Genomic DNA, 15,854 nt, shown 5'->3' with positions numbered 1-15,854 from the left:
CGCGCGCCTGCCGGAGGAGCTGGTTCCGTGCGTCCGGCGAGACGGAGAACCTGAAGCGACCGTGCCAGGCCAGAGAAGGATTGTGGTGTTCGAAGCTCTGGGACTGACCGAGCAAGAGACCCGGATCTATGCGGAACTGGTACGGCAGGACCCGTGCCGGATCGACCGGTTGCCGGCCCTATCCCTGCCGGCGTGGCAGGCGATGCCGACGAGCTGCACGAGTACCTGGCCGACAACGAAGAGCCCTGGCTTGACTCGCTCGACCCTTCCGGCGCGAGCGGCTACCTCAGCATCGACGAGCGCAGCCTGGACACTGCCGAGGTCGTCCTTGCCGCCGCGCAGGGACGTCCCCCTTGCCCGGGCCGTCGGCCTTGACGGTGACGTCGTCGGTGCGGACGACGTCAGCGGGGTGATCTCGTCGGTCGGCGCCTGTAGTGGAGGGTCGCTGAGGACGAGGCCGCATCACTGACGGCGGTGCCCTTGCCCGAGAGGGCAGCGACGCCGCCGTTGTGCTTTGCGGCCTTGTGCGTGTTGATGACCGGTGCGAACACCTCGCTGGGCTCGTCGCCGGAGACCCGTGGTCCGGCGTCGTCTGCGTCGGCGTAGAGCCGCGTGAAGAGAGCTTGGTTGAGCACGCGACAGGCACGCTTGGCTAGGTCGCGGAGGCTGTAACCGGCCTCGTGCCTCGCCTCGTCGAGGAGTTCGCCCAGGGCGGCCTGCGGAGTTGTGCTCTCGGACATACGCGTCACCTCCTCCAAGGACAGGGCGGCTAGACCTCGTATACGAGGTCTAGCCGCCCTGTTTCGATTTCGGCACACCGATGCGGACTCAGGAGATGTTCACGCTCGTGGCTCGTCGTCGCGATCTTCGTTGCGGGACTGTCGAGGACGGGCGAGATCCTGCGCGATGAGCAGTAGGGCCCTCCTCAGCTATGTGTCGGTGGTCCGGCAGGCCGAGGCGCGGGCAGTGTCGGCGCCGCGGGGTAGGTCGCGCAGACAGCCTCGGGACGCTGCGTCCGCACGGAGGACACCTGGTCGGCCGTGAGGCGCTGTGCGTAGATGTCCAGGGCGGCGAGAGTCGTGCCGGACGCGCCGTAGAGCATCCGCGAGCGGGGCAGCGTCAGCTCACTGGTGACGGTGCCCACGCGCTCACCGTCGAGATACAGCGTGACGGTCGAACCGTCGCTGGTGAGAGCGAAGTCGGCCCACTGCCCTGACCCGAGGCCACGACCAAAGCTCTGGGTCACACCGTTCCAGCGCACGGTGACGTCGGTCGGGCTCAGGGTGACCCGGTTTGTGGAGTCGACCTGGCCGAGCAGAGTCACCGTTCCGCTCACCTTGACCGTGCCGGTGACCGACCAGGGTCCGGTCAGGTTGGAGGCCCCGAGCCAGTAGCCGCCGGAGTCGATGAGCTTCACCTGGCCCTTGTCCGGGTCGGTTGCTGAGCGCGTCGAGACGAACAGCGGGGTCATCCCGCTGAGGTCGCATCGGTCGATGATTCCGCGTCGGTTGTTCGACGTGTGCGCGTCGTAGGTGCCACGCGGGAACTTCGGATCCATGACGTACTGGTGGATCGGTCGGGCGTTCGTGGTGGCGTTGGGCTGCAGGGAGCCCGTGTATCCCGGTGCGGTACCGATGGTCTGCATGGTGGCCTCGTATGCCGCGTACTCCGTCTGGGTGCGCGGGCGGGTGTTCCACTGCCGGTCTGCGACCCGACCTCTCGGCATGATCGACAGCGACTCGAGCCACTGGCCCTCGGCCCAGCCCAAGTCGTCACCCCAGACGTGCATGCCCCACCCGAGGATCTTCGGGTCGGTGGGTGTGGTCCACGTCTGGGCGATGCGCTGCTGGTTGGGGCGGCCTGAACGGGCCGGCACCAGGTAGAGGAAGCTGCCGTCAGCGACGATCTTGTCGTAGGGCTTCAGGTGGGCGGCGGTTCCAGTGCCGGTCCAGTCCATGACGATGACGTTGCTGTCGAGCGGAATGTTGCGCGCCGACGCCTCGGAGCCGTTGTAGACCACCGAGGTGCGGCCCTTGGCTCGAACGTGGTCATTCACCTCATTGATGAACTCCATCTCGACATCGGCCGTCGTGGCGTACTTGCCGTTCGAGTTGGCCACGTAGTCCCGCAGAGCGGGGCAGCTGTTCATGTTCGGGGGCATCTCGTCACCACCGAGGTGGACCCATGGCGAGGAGAACCAGGGGAGGAACTCGTCGAGCATCTCCTGGGAGACCTTGAGGGCCTTCGGGTTCATGAGGTTGAACGTGAAGTCGTCGGTCAGGTGGCTGTAGCTGTAGCCCTGGCAGGTGTTCTGCGGAGTCGCGCCCGTGTCGCGCTCACCGAACCCCGGTTCGACCTCGCGCGGGCCGTCTGCCATGCCGACGTGGAAGTAGGCCGACTTGGGTGAGACGTGGGCCGGCAGCTCGAAACCCGGAACGAGGGTCACGTTGTTTTCCCGGGCGATCCGGTCGAGACTCTCGATGTCAGCCCGGTCGTAGCTGAAGCCTGGCTCGGCCAGCCCGGGGTACTTGGGGCTGTTGAGTCGGAAACCCTCGGCGTCATCGACGTGAAGCACCAGGTAGTTCTGTTTGAGGTACCCCATCTGTCGGATGACGTCGGCCACGGCGCGAGGCTCCCAGTACTCACGGGACACGTCGATCGTGTTCATGCGCACGGTGGTGTTGGCGCGGTCAGTGAGGACACCGGTGGGCAGGGTGCGTTGGTCGGCGCTCCCGACCAGCAGCTGGATCAGGCTGCGCGACCCGTAATAGATGCCACTGGCCGTGGGCGCGGTGAGCCGCACCGTCCGACCGATCTCCAGCCGGTACCCCTCGGGGCCGACCTCGGGTGCGAGAGCCGCATCGAGGGCCACCTGGATGCCGTTGTCGTTCGCACTGTTCGCTTGGGTGAGGGGCAAGCGGACACCCGTGCGGGCCTCGATGTCTCGAGCGGCATACCGTGCGACCTCGCGCAGCGGCCGGGTCGACACAATGGGGTCGGATTCTTTCGTCATGCCCGAGACAACGGTCCAGCGGCCGGCAGTGGCCGGATCGATCACGACCCTGGTCGTGTTTGCCAGGGTGAGCTTCCCCCCTGCGGGCTCCCAGTTCTGCGGAACCGGCAGCAGGGTCGTGCGTGGGTCGGCGACGTCGCTTTGGGCCCCCTCAGGCGTCGTCCGAACAGCAGGTTTCGCGACTGCCTCATTCGCGATTGCGGGCGAAACCAGCACCGAGCATGCCGTCAGGGCTGCGAGGCAGCCAGCGAGTCTCGATATTCGCAACTTCGCCGACCCCTGGTGACGAGGGACGGCACGACGACCAGATTTTGACATGATGCCTCCATCAACTGGTCTAGACCGGTTTAGAGTTGATGGGAGTGTGGCCCGTGCGAGCACCACGGTCAAGAGGGGGGGGCAGCGTGCAGGACTGACAAGCGGGGCCAATGTGCAGGACTGACAAGAGGGGCCAGCATGGAGGGCTGACAGACCGCCCAAGCCCCTTGGGGGGGAACTACTTTGAGACTTTAAGACCGTGTCCTATGTGGTGAGCTTGAGGAGGCGTTTGTAGCAGCAGAGGGCACTGTCACGTTGGCTGACGGTGTGGGATGGTCTTCGGGTTGATCGTGCCGCGTCGGGGGTTGCTGGTGTCGACCCGGCGCCCCCGCACCCTGACACAGCCTCGGATAATCATCCCTCAGCCAACGTGACAAGGCCCCCTGGTGGGTTCATCGACGATACGATTGAATAATCCTTCTGAAACTCGCAACGGCTGCCGAGTGCTGGTGCTCGTCCGCTTCTCAAAAGCCCTGTGGACGCGGCAAGGAGCAAGGTCGTGGGGGACCGGATACGGGGCTGGGCACACTTCCTGACGTTGCTCACGCTCATCAGCGTTGGAACGACGGGATGCACAGAGGACCCGGGCAACCGCGCCGCGATCGAGGTGGACGCACCCACGGCATTAGCGGACCAAGCGGTGCACCTACGGATTACCGGACTGACGCCCGGCGAAGAGGTCACCGTCAATTCGCAGACGGTGGACGGGCAGGGAAAGCAGTGGCACGGACAGGTCACCTTCCGGGCGGACGCCCACGGCCTGATCGCCCTGGACACAGCCCGTCCGAATGCCGGCACTTACCAGAACCCGGACGGCATGGGCCTCTTCTGGTCGATGACCCCCCAGACCGGCGATCCCGAGGGCACATCGTTCTTCCCGCCTGCCTTGCCGCAGCACACCTACGACGTCACGCTCACGGCCGCGGCACACGGACACCAGCTCGCTTCCCGGACGCTGACTCGCGAATGGTTCGGAGCCGGCGTGACCAGCAGGAAGCTCACCCTGGCAGCCCACAAGGTCTCCGGGGAGCTGTTCCTCCCGGCCCCTGGCACCCCGCGCCACCCGGCCGTGCTCGTCTTCGGTGGCTCAGAGGGGGGAAACACCCAGGCGCCTGTTGCAGCCCTGCTCGCCTCACACGGCTACCCGGCCTTGGCGCTCGGCTACTTCGGCCTCCCGGGCCTTCCCGACGTCCTGGAGAACATCCCCCTTGAGTACTTCACCACCGCGGCCCGCCTGTTGGCCGCACAACCTGGGGTCGACCCCAATCATGTCCTGGCGATGGGCTACTCACGCGGCAGCGAGGCGGCCCTGCTCCTCGCCGACGACTACCCCGATCTCATCCACGGCGCGGTCGTCTACTCCCCGTCGGCCCAGGTCAACGGCGGATTCCCAGATTACGGCACCACCGCCTGGACCAAGGACGGCAAGCCCATCGCCCAGGGACTCATACCGCTCGACCACATCAGCGGCCCCGTCATGACCATCGCCGGCGCCGACGACCAACTATGGAACTCGCCTCTTTGGGCTCGGCAGATCGTCCAGGAACTCGACGCCGCCGGCAACCACTACCCGCACCAGGCACTGGTCTTCCCGAACGCCGGACACGGCGTCGGCACTTACCCCTATCTCGCAGCCGGCACTCGTGCGGTCCACCCAGTGACCGGCAGGGAGATCGACCTCGGGGGCAGCCGCGCGGGCAACGCCGCCGCTCAAGAGGCAGGCTGGCCCAAGGTTCTGACACTCCTCGCCTCCCTGTAAGCACCTCGAACATTCTGACGAAAGAAGGCATATGGACGGGCAGCGCGCCGTCGACTGGTCCGAAGCAACCTGGCTCAATCCACCACTCGTCGTAGAAGCAGACGCGGCGGGGCTGCTGGTCACAACTCGGAATCGGAGCGACTTCTGGCGCACCACGAGCTACGGCTTCGTGCGAGACGATGGGCATGCCCTCCTGGCGGAGCTGACCACCGGCTCCGCCGTCGAGGTGACCTTCCAAGCGCAGTTCGACGCGTTGTACGACCAGGCCGGGGTCATGGTCCGCGTGGATGATCAGACGTGGATCAAAGCCGGGGTGGAGATGACGGACAGTGTTCCGCACTTGGGCGCCGTGGTCACCCGTGGCCAGTCGGACTGGTCCATGGCACCTGTCCCGGACTGGGCTGGGCGCCAGGTCACCGTTCGAGCCAGCCGTGACGGTGATGCGGTGACCATCCGGGCGCGCTGCGAGGAAGGACCCTGGCGAATGGTCCGGTTGGCACCCCTTGCCCCGAACGCGGCGGCATCGGCAGGGCCGTTCTGCTGTTCCCCACAGCGAGAGGGGCTGCAGGTGCGATTCACTCGGTTCGTTTCGGGGCCGGCGGACACATCGCTCCACGGCGATCTTCAGGTCTGATGTCGGGCTAACCACATTCGACCGGGGCGGCGAGTGGGCGCAGGATGCAGGCGGCGGGCGGCGGCGGTAACTCCACGAGGTTGCTGAACAGGCCGCAGATCAACAGGCATTGTTACGTTGACTGACCGGGTGGGATGATCTTCTGGTTGGTCATGCTGGGAGAGGTCGTCCGTGGACAGCGCACCGCCGTCGTACAAGGGGCACCGGTACCCGGTCGAGGTGATCCCCCACTGCGTGTGGCTGCACTTCCGCTTCCCGCTGTCGTTCGGCGAGGTGGAGGAGCTGATGCTCGAGAGCGGTGTCGCCGTCTCCTATGAGACGGTCCGCCGCTGGTGCGCCAAGTTTGGGCAGGCCTACGTCGGCGCGCTGCGCCGCCGGCAGCCCTGGCCCGGGGACAAGTGGCACCTGGACGAGGTCTTCCTCAAGATCAACGGAGAGCAGAAGTACCTGTGGCGGGCCGTCGACCAGGACGGCAACGTGCTCGATATCCTCGTACGGAACCGGCGGGACACCGCTGCGGCCAGGCGGTTCTTCCGCCGCCTTATGAAGAAGACGTGTTAGGTGCCGAGGGTGATCGTCACCGACACGCTCCGTTCCTACGGCGCGGCCCACTGCGAGGTCATGCCCTCGGTCGAGCACCGCTCACACAAGGGCCTGAACAACCGGGCCGAGAACAGTCATCAGCCGACGAGGCAGCGTGAACGCGCGATGTGAAGGGCTTCCGCAGTACCGGCGGGGCCCAGCGGTTCCTGTCCGCGTTCAGTGGCATCTCACCGCACTTCCGGCCCCGCCGCCACCTGATGAGTGCCCCCGGCTACCGAGCCGAGATGACCATCCGCTTCGCGAGCTGGGACCAGGCCACCGGCGTCGCCGACCAGCCCGCCGAAGCCTGAGCGCCAGCCCGAAACCCCGGCCCTACTACGCCCCGACGCACCGTCAGAGACCCACGCAGCCAACAACGTGACAGCGCCCGACCCTGACCTTCACGTTCACGCAGTCGATGAAGACGGCCGGATAAACGCGACGGTTTCCACCATTCGGCCATCACCGCGCGCGTCTCCAGGACCGACCGCGATTGACCCGTCGGAGTGAAGTTGACCGGCACTCCCGAGTACGCCAGAACTCCCTGGATGAAAGGGAGATGAGAGAAATTCACCCGCCATGCCGACTTGTGGTCCCCTTCGGACGAACTCTTCTCAGAGGATCCTCATGCTGGGCGCCCGGATGCAGTACCGACGGGGCGGCGCGCCGCTGTTCCTGGCAAGACCGCTCTGAACGAGGTCCCGGGACATCGTGATTCCGCGCCGGAACGCCCGGCACGGAAGGGACGAACGAACAATGAATCTCACCATCAAGCGCGCTGTCGTCACCGCGGTCGCCGCGATCTCGGTGCTCGCGGGATCGGCGACCGTCGCGAGCGCCGCCTCCCCGCACGGCGGCCCGAAGCATCGCTGCAAGCACGAGAAGTTCAACCAGCACGGGAAGTCCACCAAGATCCGCCACGGCGGCCGGCAGCACCACACGATCCACCTGAAAGGTCACCGACTGCCCGTCAAGTTCCTCGTGGCGAAGGGGCACGCGCACAGGTCGCATTGATTCCGGCCCTCTTCACGGCGCCCCCGTGCGAGCTACGCACGGAGGCGCCGCCGTGTCCCGACATGGCATGCGGGGCCAGCTTTGAACGGCGTCCTTCATGCGCTCTCCGGGTCACTCGGTCGCCACGAAGAACCCGCTGCCGATCCCGACGTGCCGGCACGGCCCTGACCGGCACGTCGAGCACGCGCTTCTTCGGTTTTCCCGAGCCCTGCCCGGAATGATCTCCATCGTGGTCTCGCCGCAGGCGTCGTGCTCCTGGTTCGCGCCTGACCGCCGCTGCGCGGGCTTCGGAACCGGCGTGGCAGACCTCCGGCGCGCTACTCGGCGAGATCTGACTCTCCGTAAGCGCTCCGCTGAGTAGGCCCGGAGCGCGGTCCTTCGGGTTTGGGGGTGTCGGGCTCGGGGCTTTCAGATCGGACCGTCACGGCGTCGGGAGGCGATGAACCGGTATCGGAGAGCGCCGGAATGATTACGGCCTCAGGAACGGAACCCCCATCGAGGACTTCGGACCGCGAGCGACGATCGCCTGTTCTTCTGTGAGAACGGCGGAGTGGTCTCCTTCTCGACCCACTGTGCACTCAGCTCTGGCCGGCCGAGAGCCCGTTCTTCTCGTACGGCACAGGTCGGCCCGTGAACGCGTCCAAGAGGAGACGATCGCCGACTGGCCGGTCCAGCTTCACCGTCACCTCTTTCGCAAGCAACTGGCTGGTGCAGGGACCGTCCTTGGTCCCGACGACAGATGCGGACAGCACTACGCTGCCGCCGGTCTCCAGCACGTCCACGGCGGGGCCGTCGTCGCAAGCTCCGTGGGTGGCCACCACTGTGACGGACCGGCCGTCCCCAGCCACCCCGATCATCCGGCCGAGCGGCGCCAGTTCGTCGGTGGGCACTTCCCCGGCCGGTTTGATGGGCGCCTCGGGGAGCTTCGACGGGCTGAGGGCAACCCGCTTGAGCGGGGTGTCGTAGCCCTCCAGGGCGAACAACCAGGCCGGCACTATCGCCGGGCCACGGCTGGTGGCCAGGGACATCTCACCCAGCTTGACCCCGGTCACGGTGAGGTGTGGTCCGTCGATGCTGCCGCCGGCCACAGTTGCGAACGCCTCCCGCGCCCCCATCAGGGGCAACGTGAGCGAGCCTCCGCTCTCCCACTTCACCTGCCCGTCCTTCTGCGACGTGGCGGGGAGCTCGCCGCGCAGGACGAGGTTCCGGGCCCCGTAAGCGAGCTTGTCGTCTCCGTTGCGGAAGGCGTTCTCGGGCAGCTGGACCACCTCGCTCATCGGGTAGTAGCCCTTGGCCCACACCTCGGCGGCCTTGGAGCCGTCCCAGGCATCGGCGACCTGGCGGGCGCGGGCCTTCGACTCGGGCGCCGGGTCGGCGCCGCGGCCCTGTGTGCCGCCTCTGGCCTTCTCGCTGCCGCAGCCGGTGACGGCACCGGTTCCGACAGCGAACAGGGCGAATACGACGAGCAGATCGACGGTTCGTGCGGCGCGTGTACGCATGGGGGTCCCCCTGGACGGTGGCGGTGACGAAGGCTGTGCAGTGAGAGGTGCAGGCCGTACTGCCCCTGTGACGAGCCGTCCCCGGGCTGGGTTCCTTCCCCGTCCTTCCGATTCGGGGCCGGCGGTCGTGGGGGACTGGTGACAACGGTTGGTACAAGCTCTACTAGGCAAGATCCAGAAGAGCCACGACCGGCAGAGTGTGAGGGCAGAAGCCTGCCGGAGACCAGTAGCGACACGACTCCCACGCTTACGGGAGCCACCGTGCCTCCCAAACTCAACATCCTCCGACCGTGGATCGGGGCACCTCCCAAACCCATCGACAAGTGACGTCACTGCTGGTCGATCAAGCCACCCAGGTTCTGGGTTACTGGCCGCACGAGAGCACTCAGCCCCCCTGCGCGTGTCTGGTCGCCGAGCCGGAGCGCCCGCCTTTCCGACGTCCGCGCCCCTCATACGAGGATCCGTATTCCGAGGACTGCCTGCCCGGCTGCCGTGACGACTGGTCGCCGCTCATTCAGCAACGGCCCCCGCCGGTCGGCGGGGCGCAGGCACTCGTGGCGGCATGTGCGTGAGGGCGGTTGTTGAGAACAGCGTTTGACCCGGCCGCGGATGGCTAGGGGTGTCTTGTCGGTCAGGCCGGAACGGTCCGTGGTCCGGGCTGCAGTTGGGGGTCGGACAGCTGGAGGGCCGAGCGGTGCAGCCCCTGCGGTCGTAGAGACGGGTGAGGACGAGGCCGAGGAGGAGCGATCCGGCGAAGCCGATGGCGGTCATGGTCCAAGCGCGTCCGAGTCCCGCGTCGGTCCGCGCTCCGAAGTAGAGGATGGACCTGATGCCGTCGACCACCTGGCGGAACGGCTCGAATTCTGCCAGGAAGCGGTAGAAGTCCGGGAGCGCCTGGAGCGGGATGGTGGCGCCGGCCGACGGGATGGCCAGGCCGATCAGGACCAGCATGGAGACGATGGGGCCGGGGGTGCCGAAGACGGCGAGCAGGGCCAGCGCAGTGATGCCCATTGCGGCCGTGGCGCATGTTCCGAAGATCCACAGCAGGCCCACATGTGAGGCGTCGATGCCGACGACGCCGACCGCGCCGGTCATCGCGAGCGCGGAGGTCAGCATCGACAGGACGACCATGAGCATCGAGCAGACCACGAAGTGGTGCATTCGCGCCATGTGTTGGGCGGGCTTGACGAGGCGGAACGGGCCCTTGTCGTTGGCCATGTAGCCGAGCGCCGTGTCCACCTGGGTGTGGATGACGTTGGCGCCCAGCATGCCGCCGAGGACCAGGACAAGGGCGTAGAAGAAGGCGCTCTGTCCGAGGCCGCTGTGGGCGCCGAGCGGGTGCCCCTCCTCGACGTTCACCTTTACGGGGTCGGCGATCATCAGCTGGGCGGCGGCGCCGGGCGCGGCGGGACGGCCGGCGTGGGCGGACGCGGAGTGATGCGCGGACTGCCGCCCGAGTTCCTGGGTGAGCCCGCGGCCCACCTGCGCGGAGGTGTTGGCGACGACCTTTCGGTTGATCTCGGCGGCCATGCCGGAACCGAAGCTTCCGGCCGCGGGGTTGGTCAGCACCGTCATGGTCGGCGGGTGCGGTTCGTGCTGGGGCGGCCCGGCGAGTGCGGCCACGGAGGCGGAGAAGCCCTCCGGGATGACGAGCGCGCCGAACACCTTGCCCCGGGCGAGCAGGTCGTCGGCGCTGCGGCGGGTCGGCCTTCTTCCAGGAGACCTTGTCCCGCAGCTCGGCGGACCCGGTGCGAGTACCGACATGCCGCTTGACCAAGCCGGATGATTATTCGGCACCCGCAGAGCCTGCTGTGACGGTACAGCTCGCTCTGGGCACCTATCGGTGCCCCGGGCGATCCTGGAGGCGCCCGCCCGTGCGGCCGGCGTACGCCCGTAATCGGCACGGACGGTGCACCCGGCGCACCCACGCCGAGGCTCGCTCGCGGTGCCATGCTGGAGAGGACAACCTCATCAGCCACGAGCGGCCATGGCGAAGCAGCGATGAAAACCAGTGACCAAGGCCAGGGACAGGATCCGTCCGCCATGTCCTCCGGCTCTTGGGGAGACCGCACCTCTGAGAGCGGAGAGTGGCGGTCTGATCACTCTCTGGTGGTGCAGTTCCTGGCTCGGTCCCCGATCGGCATGGCCTTCATGGACACCGACCTGCGCTACGTCTGGATGAACGACGCCCTGGAGCAGCTCGGCGGCGTGAGCCGCGAGGAACGCCTGGGCAAGCGTCTGGGCGTACTTGCCACGGCTCGACGCGGTCGCCATCGAGTCGGTCCTGCGGGAGGTGCTGGTGACCGGGCGGCCCGCCGTCGACGTCGAGTACCACGGCCGTACGCGAGCCGAACCCGACCGCGAACACGCCTACTCCACGTCGTTCTTCCGGCTGGAGGACGACTCGGGCGCGGTGCGGGGGGTTTGCTACATGGTTCTCGACGTCACCGACCGATGGCGTGCCCGGGAGCATCTCGCACTGCTGAGCAAGGCCGGAGCGTGGACGGCCAGGACTCTCGACGTCTTCAGCCTCGCGGAGGGCCTGGCCGAGGTGTGTGTTCCGGACCTGGCCGATCTGATCACCGTGGATATCTTCGACTCCGTGCTGCAAGGCGAGTCCCCTGACGGAGCGTTGTCCGGCGTCGAACGGCTGCGGCGGGTCGCACGCAGGGGCACCGACGGCGACGGGCCGGAGGGGATCGCGGCAGTCGGGCGTCTGGTGCAGTTCCCGCTGGGTTCACCGGGCGCGCAGTGCCTGTCCGACGGGACCTCTCGCAGAGAAGTCGTGCCCGCGCAGGGGTGCGCAGGCTGGATCGCCACCGATGCGCTGCTCGGAACGGCCGCACCGATCCTCAGCCCGTGCGCGCTGATGCTGGTCCCGGTCAGGGCGCGCGGCAGTGTGGTGGGGATGACGACCCTGCTCCGTCGTGCGCCGCGCGAGGCGTTCGACGACGACGACCTCCTCGTGGCCGACGAGATCGTCGGACGGGCCGCGCTCGGTGTGGAAAACGCCCGCCAGTTCACCAGGGAACGCAATACCGCGCTGGCGTTGCAACGCTTCCTGCTGCCACGCCGGATCGCGGCGCAGGCGACGGTCGAGGTGGCGACGCGGTATCTGCCCTCGGGCGGAGGTGTGGGCGGCGACTGGTTCGACGTCATCCCGCTCTCCGGGGCACGGGTCGCCCTGGTGATCGGTGATGTGGTCGGACACGGCATCACCGCAGCGGCGTCTATGGGCCGGCTGCGCACCGCCGTGCGCACCCTTGCCAATCTCGACCTGGCGCCCGAGGAGATCCTGGCCCACCTCGACGATCTGATGCTGGGGCTCATCGCCGAGGAATCCCCGGAGGACCACGGCCAAGCGCCGTCGGAACTCGGTGCGACCTGCCTATACGCGGTCTACGATCCGGTGGCCCTCACGTGTGTCATGGCGCGGGCCGGTCATCCGCCACCCGCCGTCGTCGGTCCTGACCGGCCGGTGGTCCTCCCCGATCTCCCGGCGGGTCCGCCGCTCGGTCTGGGAGGTCTGCCGTTCGAGTCCGCCGAGATCGCGCTGGCGGAGGGAACCCTGCTCGCTCTGTACACCGACGGCTTGTTCGAGGTCCGCGGCCAGGATCCGGACGTCGGTCTGGCACGGCTGTGCGCGGCCCTGGCGAGCCCTGACCGGCCGTTGGAGGACATGTGCGGTGAGCTGCTGGAAAGGCCGGACGCCGATGGGTGGGACGATGACGTGGCCCTGCTGATTGCACGCATCCACGGGCTTGGCGCGGACCGGGTGACTTCATGGGATCTGCCCTCCGACCCGGCCGCCGTGTCCGGCGCGCGCGCCATGGCGGGGCGGTGTCTCGAAGCCTGGGGCCTGAGCGACCTGGTGTTCACCACGGAACTCCTGGTGAGCGAGCTGGTCACCAACGCCATCCGCTACGCCGCGGGTCCCATCTGCCTGCGACTGATCCGCGAGTCCGTCCTGACCTGCGAGGTCTTCGACTCGAGCAGCGTCTCACCACGGCTGCGGCATGCACGTACCCTGGACGAGGGCGGGCGTGGCCTTTTCCTCGTGGCGCAGCTGTCGCGACGCTGGGGTACGCGCTACACCACGGACGGTAAGATCATCTGGGCGGAGCAGGAGATCCCGCAGAACGTGGTGGCATGACGTGCGTCGGTCGCGGCCATTCCCTTCCGGGGTATCGGGCTGCTCGTGGATGGTCTCGTCCCACAGCAGGCCGAAGCGGAACCGTGCGCGCTCGGTGTCCCCGAGGCCGCTCTGCGCGGAGCGCGCCTGTTCGTCGGTGAACGGCTGAGGTGTGTCGGCCGCATGAGTCGGCAACCGTGCTCGCAGCTGGTGCAGGTCGCCTCCACCCTCACCGAGGTCACCGCCTCAGCCGACCCCCGACAGGCCCCCACCGCGCAGGAGGACCAGGCCCTGCGCACGCACAGCTACCTTCGCGAACAGCTGGACGAACTCACCGCGCGCCATGCGCTGCTGATGCACGCGACCGTCCTGGCCGACGCCGCGGAGGCAGCTATCCCGGCCGCCCGCGCGGCCATCGCCTCCGCCTCGCAGACCACCGAAACGCAAGGCCGCCGCCGGACGATCGCTGACGTGATCGCGGGAGGGGAGGCGTTCATGCCTCAGGTCGACATGGCGGAAGGTCACATCGCCCAGTCCCTCATAGCGCAGCGCCAGTTGACCCGCGACGCCCTGCGCCGGCTCTTTCCTCACATCGTCGGCAGCACCGGCCTGCACGTGCTGCGCAACCAGCTGATCGAGCACTCCGGGCTCGGTCGGGACGCCTACAACCAGGCCTACCGTCGCGTCGCGGACGGCCCCCAGCGCACCCGCATCGCCGAACTTCCCGGCAAGATCCGCGACCTCGAACACGATCTCCCCGAGGGCTCCCTTTCCGAGTGCCCGGCTACCGCGCGGGGTGCCGACCCGCCGCCGGCGACAGTACGACCGCCGGCGCCGCAGGACCCATCGCGGCTCGCGGGATCCGCTGGGCCGAGTCACCTCACGAGATCATTTCGTTGAGAAAACCTCAGTTGGTTGCCGGTCGCTACAGCACGGTGTGTGTTTGTCCCTGTCTATGGAGGTTGGTGACGGGGCGTTGGGTGCCGAAGGCTGAGGTCGGGGCGATCGGCGTCGCACAAAGATTCCTGTCCGCCTTCAGTGGCATCTCACCCCACTTCAGGCCACGCCGCTACCTGATGACTGCGGCTGGCCACCGCGCCGAGATGACCATCCGCTTCGCGATCTGGGACCAGATCACCGGTGCCGCCGCCATGCCCACCGCGGCCTGACTCGAAACTGCCACCCGACCCCACCACACCCTGACACGCCATCAGTCGGCCACACCCCCACCAACGTGACACAGCCCTTCGCGCGTCGACCGGGCGGGCCCGTCCCCCGCTGCCCAGACTTCTGCCCGAGGAGTCAGGTGACGGTCCAGCCGTGCAGCTGGCGGGCGATCCGGGCGACACCGAGCGCTCCGGAGGCAGCGTCCCGAACGAGTGCGAGGGCTGCTTTGGGCGGGTAGTCGAGCCGGTGTCCGTTGAGGGCGAGGTAGGCCTCGGCGGTGTGCCAGGCGAAGGCTTCATTGGAATGCTCCAGGCAAGGCAACTTTGCCAGGGTCTGGAGGAGGGCTGCTGCTTTGAGGTGCAGGGAGCCGTAGATGGCACGGTCCATGGCTTGGGCGTTGACGCGCGCGACCGCGGCGTAGAGGGGGCCGTAGTCGTCGACCTGGGGGTCGCCGTCGAGGAGCTCGGCGGCGTGCAGCAGGTAGGTGACGTCGAGCGGGTGGATCGGTTCGGGCTGGGTCACGCGGCGTGGCCCTGCCCCTGCTGTTCGAACTCGCGCGCCTGCTGCTCAGCGGCACGCTGCTCCGCGGTGGCGTCGATGCTGCTGGGCTCGGCGGCGAACGCGGCGCCGCTGCGAGCCATCGATTCCTTGAAACTGTCCAGGAACCTGTGCTCGATGGCGGTGGCGCGGGCGTAGGCGGCGGACAGGATGTACTCCTGCATGCTGACCCCTTCCTGCTTTGCGGCGGCCGCGATGGCGGCCCGCTGCTCGGGATCGGGGAAGCGTAGATTCATGGCCTTGGGCTCCGACATGGTATCCACGGTACCAGCGGTACCAACTCATGCCCAGACCTCCGCCATCTGCTACCCCGGGAGCCGTGAAACTCGGCTGCCTGGAGAAGCTCGGCTTGACCAGTCGCAACGGACGGCACTCGCGCTCCTGCCGACTCACCGATAGCGACAGGAGCGCAACGGTCGGCACCCATACCTCCGGTTTGCGCTCGGCTCGCCGTCGCTCAGGTGGCCGAGCGCCTGCAGGTGGGTGCTTGGTTTCGAGCGCGACAGGAACAGGTAGCGGTACCAACGCAGCAGTTCAAGGCGTGCCTCGTTACTCCAGTAGGCCAGCCTGGTTCCCCCCTCTCCCACCTCTCCCATGGCCGTGTTGGTGGGGTCGCTGGAGTGCGGGTCGCGGTCGCCCGGTTCAGGATGTTTGTAGGCGGCCTGGAACTCCTGCAGCATGGCGTAGTCGAGGTCAAGCGGCGCGGCGTAGAAGATCCCGAACGTGCGCAGGTGCTGCAGGATCGTGCGAATCTCCTTGGGCTCGAGATCGTCGCGGATGTCGCTGGCCTCGTCGTAGCCTTTGAGCCCTTCCAACGGCTCTAGCCCGCTTTCCTTGAGTCGGCTGCAGACGTCACGTAGCCAAGCCGGTCCCGCTCCGGCCTTGCCGTAGTCGAGGTCCAGCCGGGTGGCATGTGGGATGTCCAGGTCGTTTACGGCGCCGCGCTGTCGGCCGTCCTCGCCGCCGTCCTCATCGCCGCCACCCGGGCAGCCGCGCCGTCGTCGCGACCGGTGCGCTTGCCGCGGCCCTACGGCCCGTGGCCTGGAACGCGATCCTGCGAGCCGCTTACGGAGAGCAGTTCTTCACCTACGCACCCGTGATCGTCTACCCCGTCAGCTGGCAGGACACCGGCTCCGGCGTCTTCCCCCTCGCCGCCGCGGCCCGGCCGCTACGAACTG

General features: G+C 67.7%; 13 protein-coding genes and 3 pseudogenes. 9 read left to right on the top strand and 7 right to left on the bottom strand.

Translation table 11 applies throughout. The features are described from left to right. The first annotated feature begins 192 nt into the window (after positions 1 to 192). On the top strand, positions 193 to 375 hold the full coding sequence (locus tag OG395_RS07830) for a hypothetical protein (RefSeq protein ID WP_327242234.1): 183 nt from the start codon (positions 193 to 195) through the stop codon (positions 373 to 375). Between the two features lie 26 nt (positions 376 to 401). Here the strand turns inward: OG395_RS07830 and OG395_RS07825 are convergent, their stop codons facing one another. Continuing rightward, complete coding sequence (locus OG395_RS07825; RefSeq protein ID WP_327242233.1) at positions 402 to 740, bottom strand: hypothetical protein; 339 nt, start codon at positions 738 to 740, stop codon at positions 402 to 404. A gap of 185 nt (positions 741 to 925) precedes the next feature. Beyond that, complete coding sequence (locus OG395_RS07820; RefSeq protein ID WP_442818526.1) at positions 926 to 3,229, bottom strand: family 20 glycosylhydrolase; 2,304 nt, start codon at positions 3,227 to 3,229, stop codon at positions 926 to 928. Between the two features lie 601 nt (positions 3,230 to 3,830). On the opposite strand from OG395_RS07820, the gene OG395_RS07815 reads away from it, so the two are divergent. The 4 genes and pseudogenes from OG395_RS07815 (at position 3,831) to OG395_RS07795 (ending at position 7,320) form a co-directional block, all read left to right on the top strand. After that, positions 3,831 to 5,090, top strand: a complete 1,260-nt coding sequence (locus OG395_RS07815; protein WP_327242231.1) for an acyl-CoA thioesterase/bile acid-CoA:amino acid N-acyltransferase family protein — start codon at positions 3,831 to 3,833, stop codon at positions 5,088 to 5,090. Between the two features lie 31 nt (positions 5,091 to 5,121). Next, complete coding sequence (locus OG395_RS07810) at positions 5,122 to 5,724, top strand: DUF1349 domain-containing protein (RefSeq protein WP_327242230.1); 603 nt, start codon at positions 5,122 to 5,124, stop codon at positions 5,722 to 5,724. Positions 5,725 to 5,895: 171 nt separating this feature from the next. Further along, positions 5,896 to 6,617: pseudogene (locus OG395_RS07805) on the top strand (IS6 family transposase). Positions 6,618 to 7,062: 445 nt separating this feature from the next. Next, positions 7,063 to 7,320: a hypothetical protein gene (locus OG395_RS07795; protein WP_327242228.1), complete on the top strand. Its 258-nt coding sequence runs from the start codon at positions 7,063 to 7,065 to the stop codon at positions 7,318 to 7,320. Positions 7,321 to 7,898: 578 nt separating this feature from the next. On the opposite strand, the gene OG395_RS07790 is transcribed toward OG395_RS07795, so the two are convergent. Further along, positions 7,899 to 8,819: a hypothetical protein gene (locus tag OG395_RS07790; protein ID WP_327242227.1), complete on the bottom strand. Its 921-nt coding sequence runs from the start codon at positions 8,817 to 8,819 to the stop codon at positions 7,899 to 7,901. A 510-nt stretch (positions 8,820 to 9,329) separates the two neighbouring features. Beyond that, positions 9,330 to 10,583, bottom strand: coding sequence for a DUF3533 domain-containing protein (locus OG395_RS07785; RefSeq protein ID WP_327242226.1), 1,254 nt, complete (start codon positions 10,581 to 10,583; stop codon positions 9,330 to 9,332). 186 nt (positions 10,584 to 10,769) lie between these two features. Between OG395_RS07785 and OG395_RS58180 the strand changes: the two are divergent. The 4 genes and pseudogenes from OG395_RS58180 to OG395_RS07765 form a co-directional block, all read left to right on the top strand. Next, a pseudogene (locus OG395_RS58180) lies at positions 10,770 to 11,214 on the top strand (PAS domain-containing protein); the annotation flags it as partial. A gap of 36 nt (positions 11,215 to 11,250) precedes the next feature. Then, positions 11,251 to 12,972 carry an ATP-binding SpoIIE family protein phosphatase gene (locus OG395_RS07775; protein WP_442818743.1) on the top strand — a complete coding sequence of 574 codons (1,722 nt, stop codon included), beginning with the start codon at positions 11,251 to 11,253 and terminating at the stop codon, positions 12,970 to 12,972. A 162-nt stretch (positions 12,973 to 13,134) separates the two neighbouring features. After that, positions 13,135 to 13,851: a hypothetical protein gene (locus OG395_RS07770; RefSeq protein WP_327242224.1), complete on the top strand. Its 717-nt coding sequence runs from the start codon at positions 13,135 to 13,137 to the stop codon at positions 13,849 to 13,851. Between the two features lie 107 nt (positions 13,852 to 13,958). Beyond that, positions 13,959 to 14,120: pseudogene (locus tag OG395_RS07765) on the top strand (IS6 family transposase); the annotation flags it as partial. 133 nt (positions 14,121 to 14,253) lie between these two features. Here the strand turns inward: OG395_RS07765 and OG395_RS07760 are convergent. The 3 genes from OG395_RS07760 to OG395_RS07750 all read right to left on the bottom strand — a co-directional run bounded on the left by OG395_RS07760 (position 14,254) and on the right by OG395_RS07750 (position 15,491). After that, the gene (locus OG395_RS07760) at positions 14,254 to 14,640 is read right to left on the bottom strand and encodes a fic family toxin-antitoxin system, toxin component (RefSeq protein WP_327242223.1); all 387 of its coding nucleotides are present in this window, start codon (positions 14,638 to 14,640) and stop codon (positions 14,254 to 14,256) included. Next, a complete protein-coding gene (locus OG395_RS07755) occupies positions 14,637 to 14,930 on the bottom strand; it encodes a type II toxin -antitoxin system TacA 1-like antitoxin (RefSeq protein WP_327242222.1) in 294 nt (97 codons plus the stop codon). Before OG395_RS07755 ends, OG395_RS07760 begins: the two co-directional genes overlap by 4 nt. Before the next feature lie 135 nt (positions 14,931 to 15,065). Next, entirely contained in the window at positions 15,066 to 15,491 is a 426-nt protein-coding gene (locus OG395_RS07750) for a hypothetical protein (protein WP_327242221.1), read from the bottom strand. Positions 15,492 to 15,854 lie beyond the last annotated feature (363 nt).

The organism is Streptomyces sp. NBC_01320 (genome assembly GCF_035974375.1).
GTDB classification, from domain to species: Bacteria; Actinomycetota; Actinomycetes; order Streptomycetales; family Streptomycetaceae; genus Streptomyces; species Streptomyces yanii.
The sequence above is the reverse complement of the archived record's forward strand: the minus strand, read 5'-3'. Positions and strand labels throughout refer to the sequence as shown.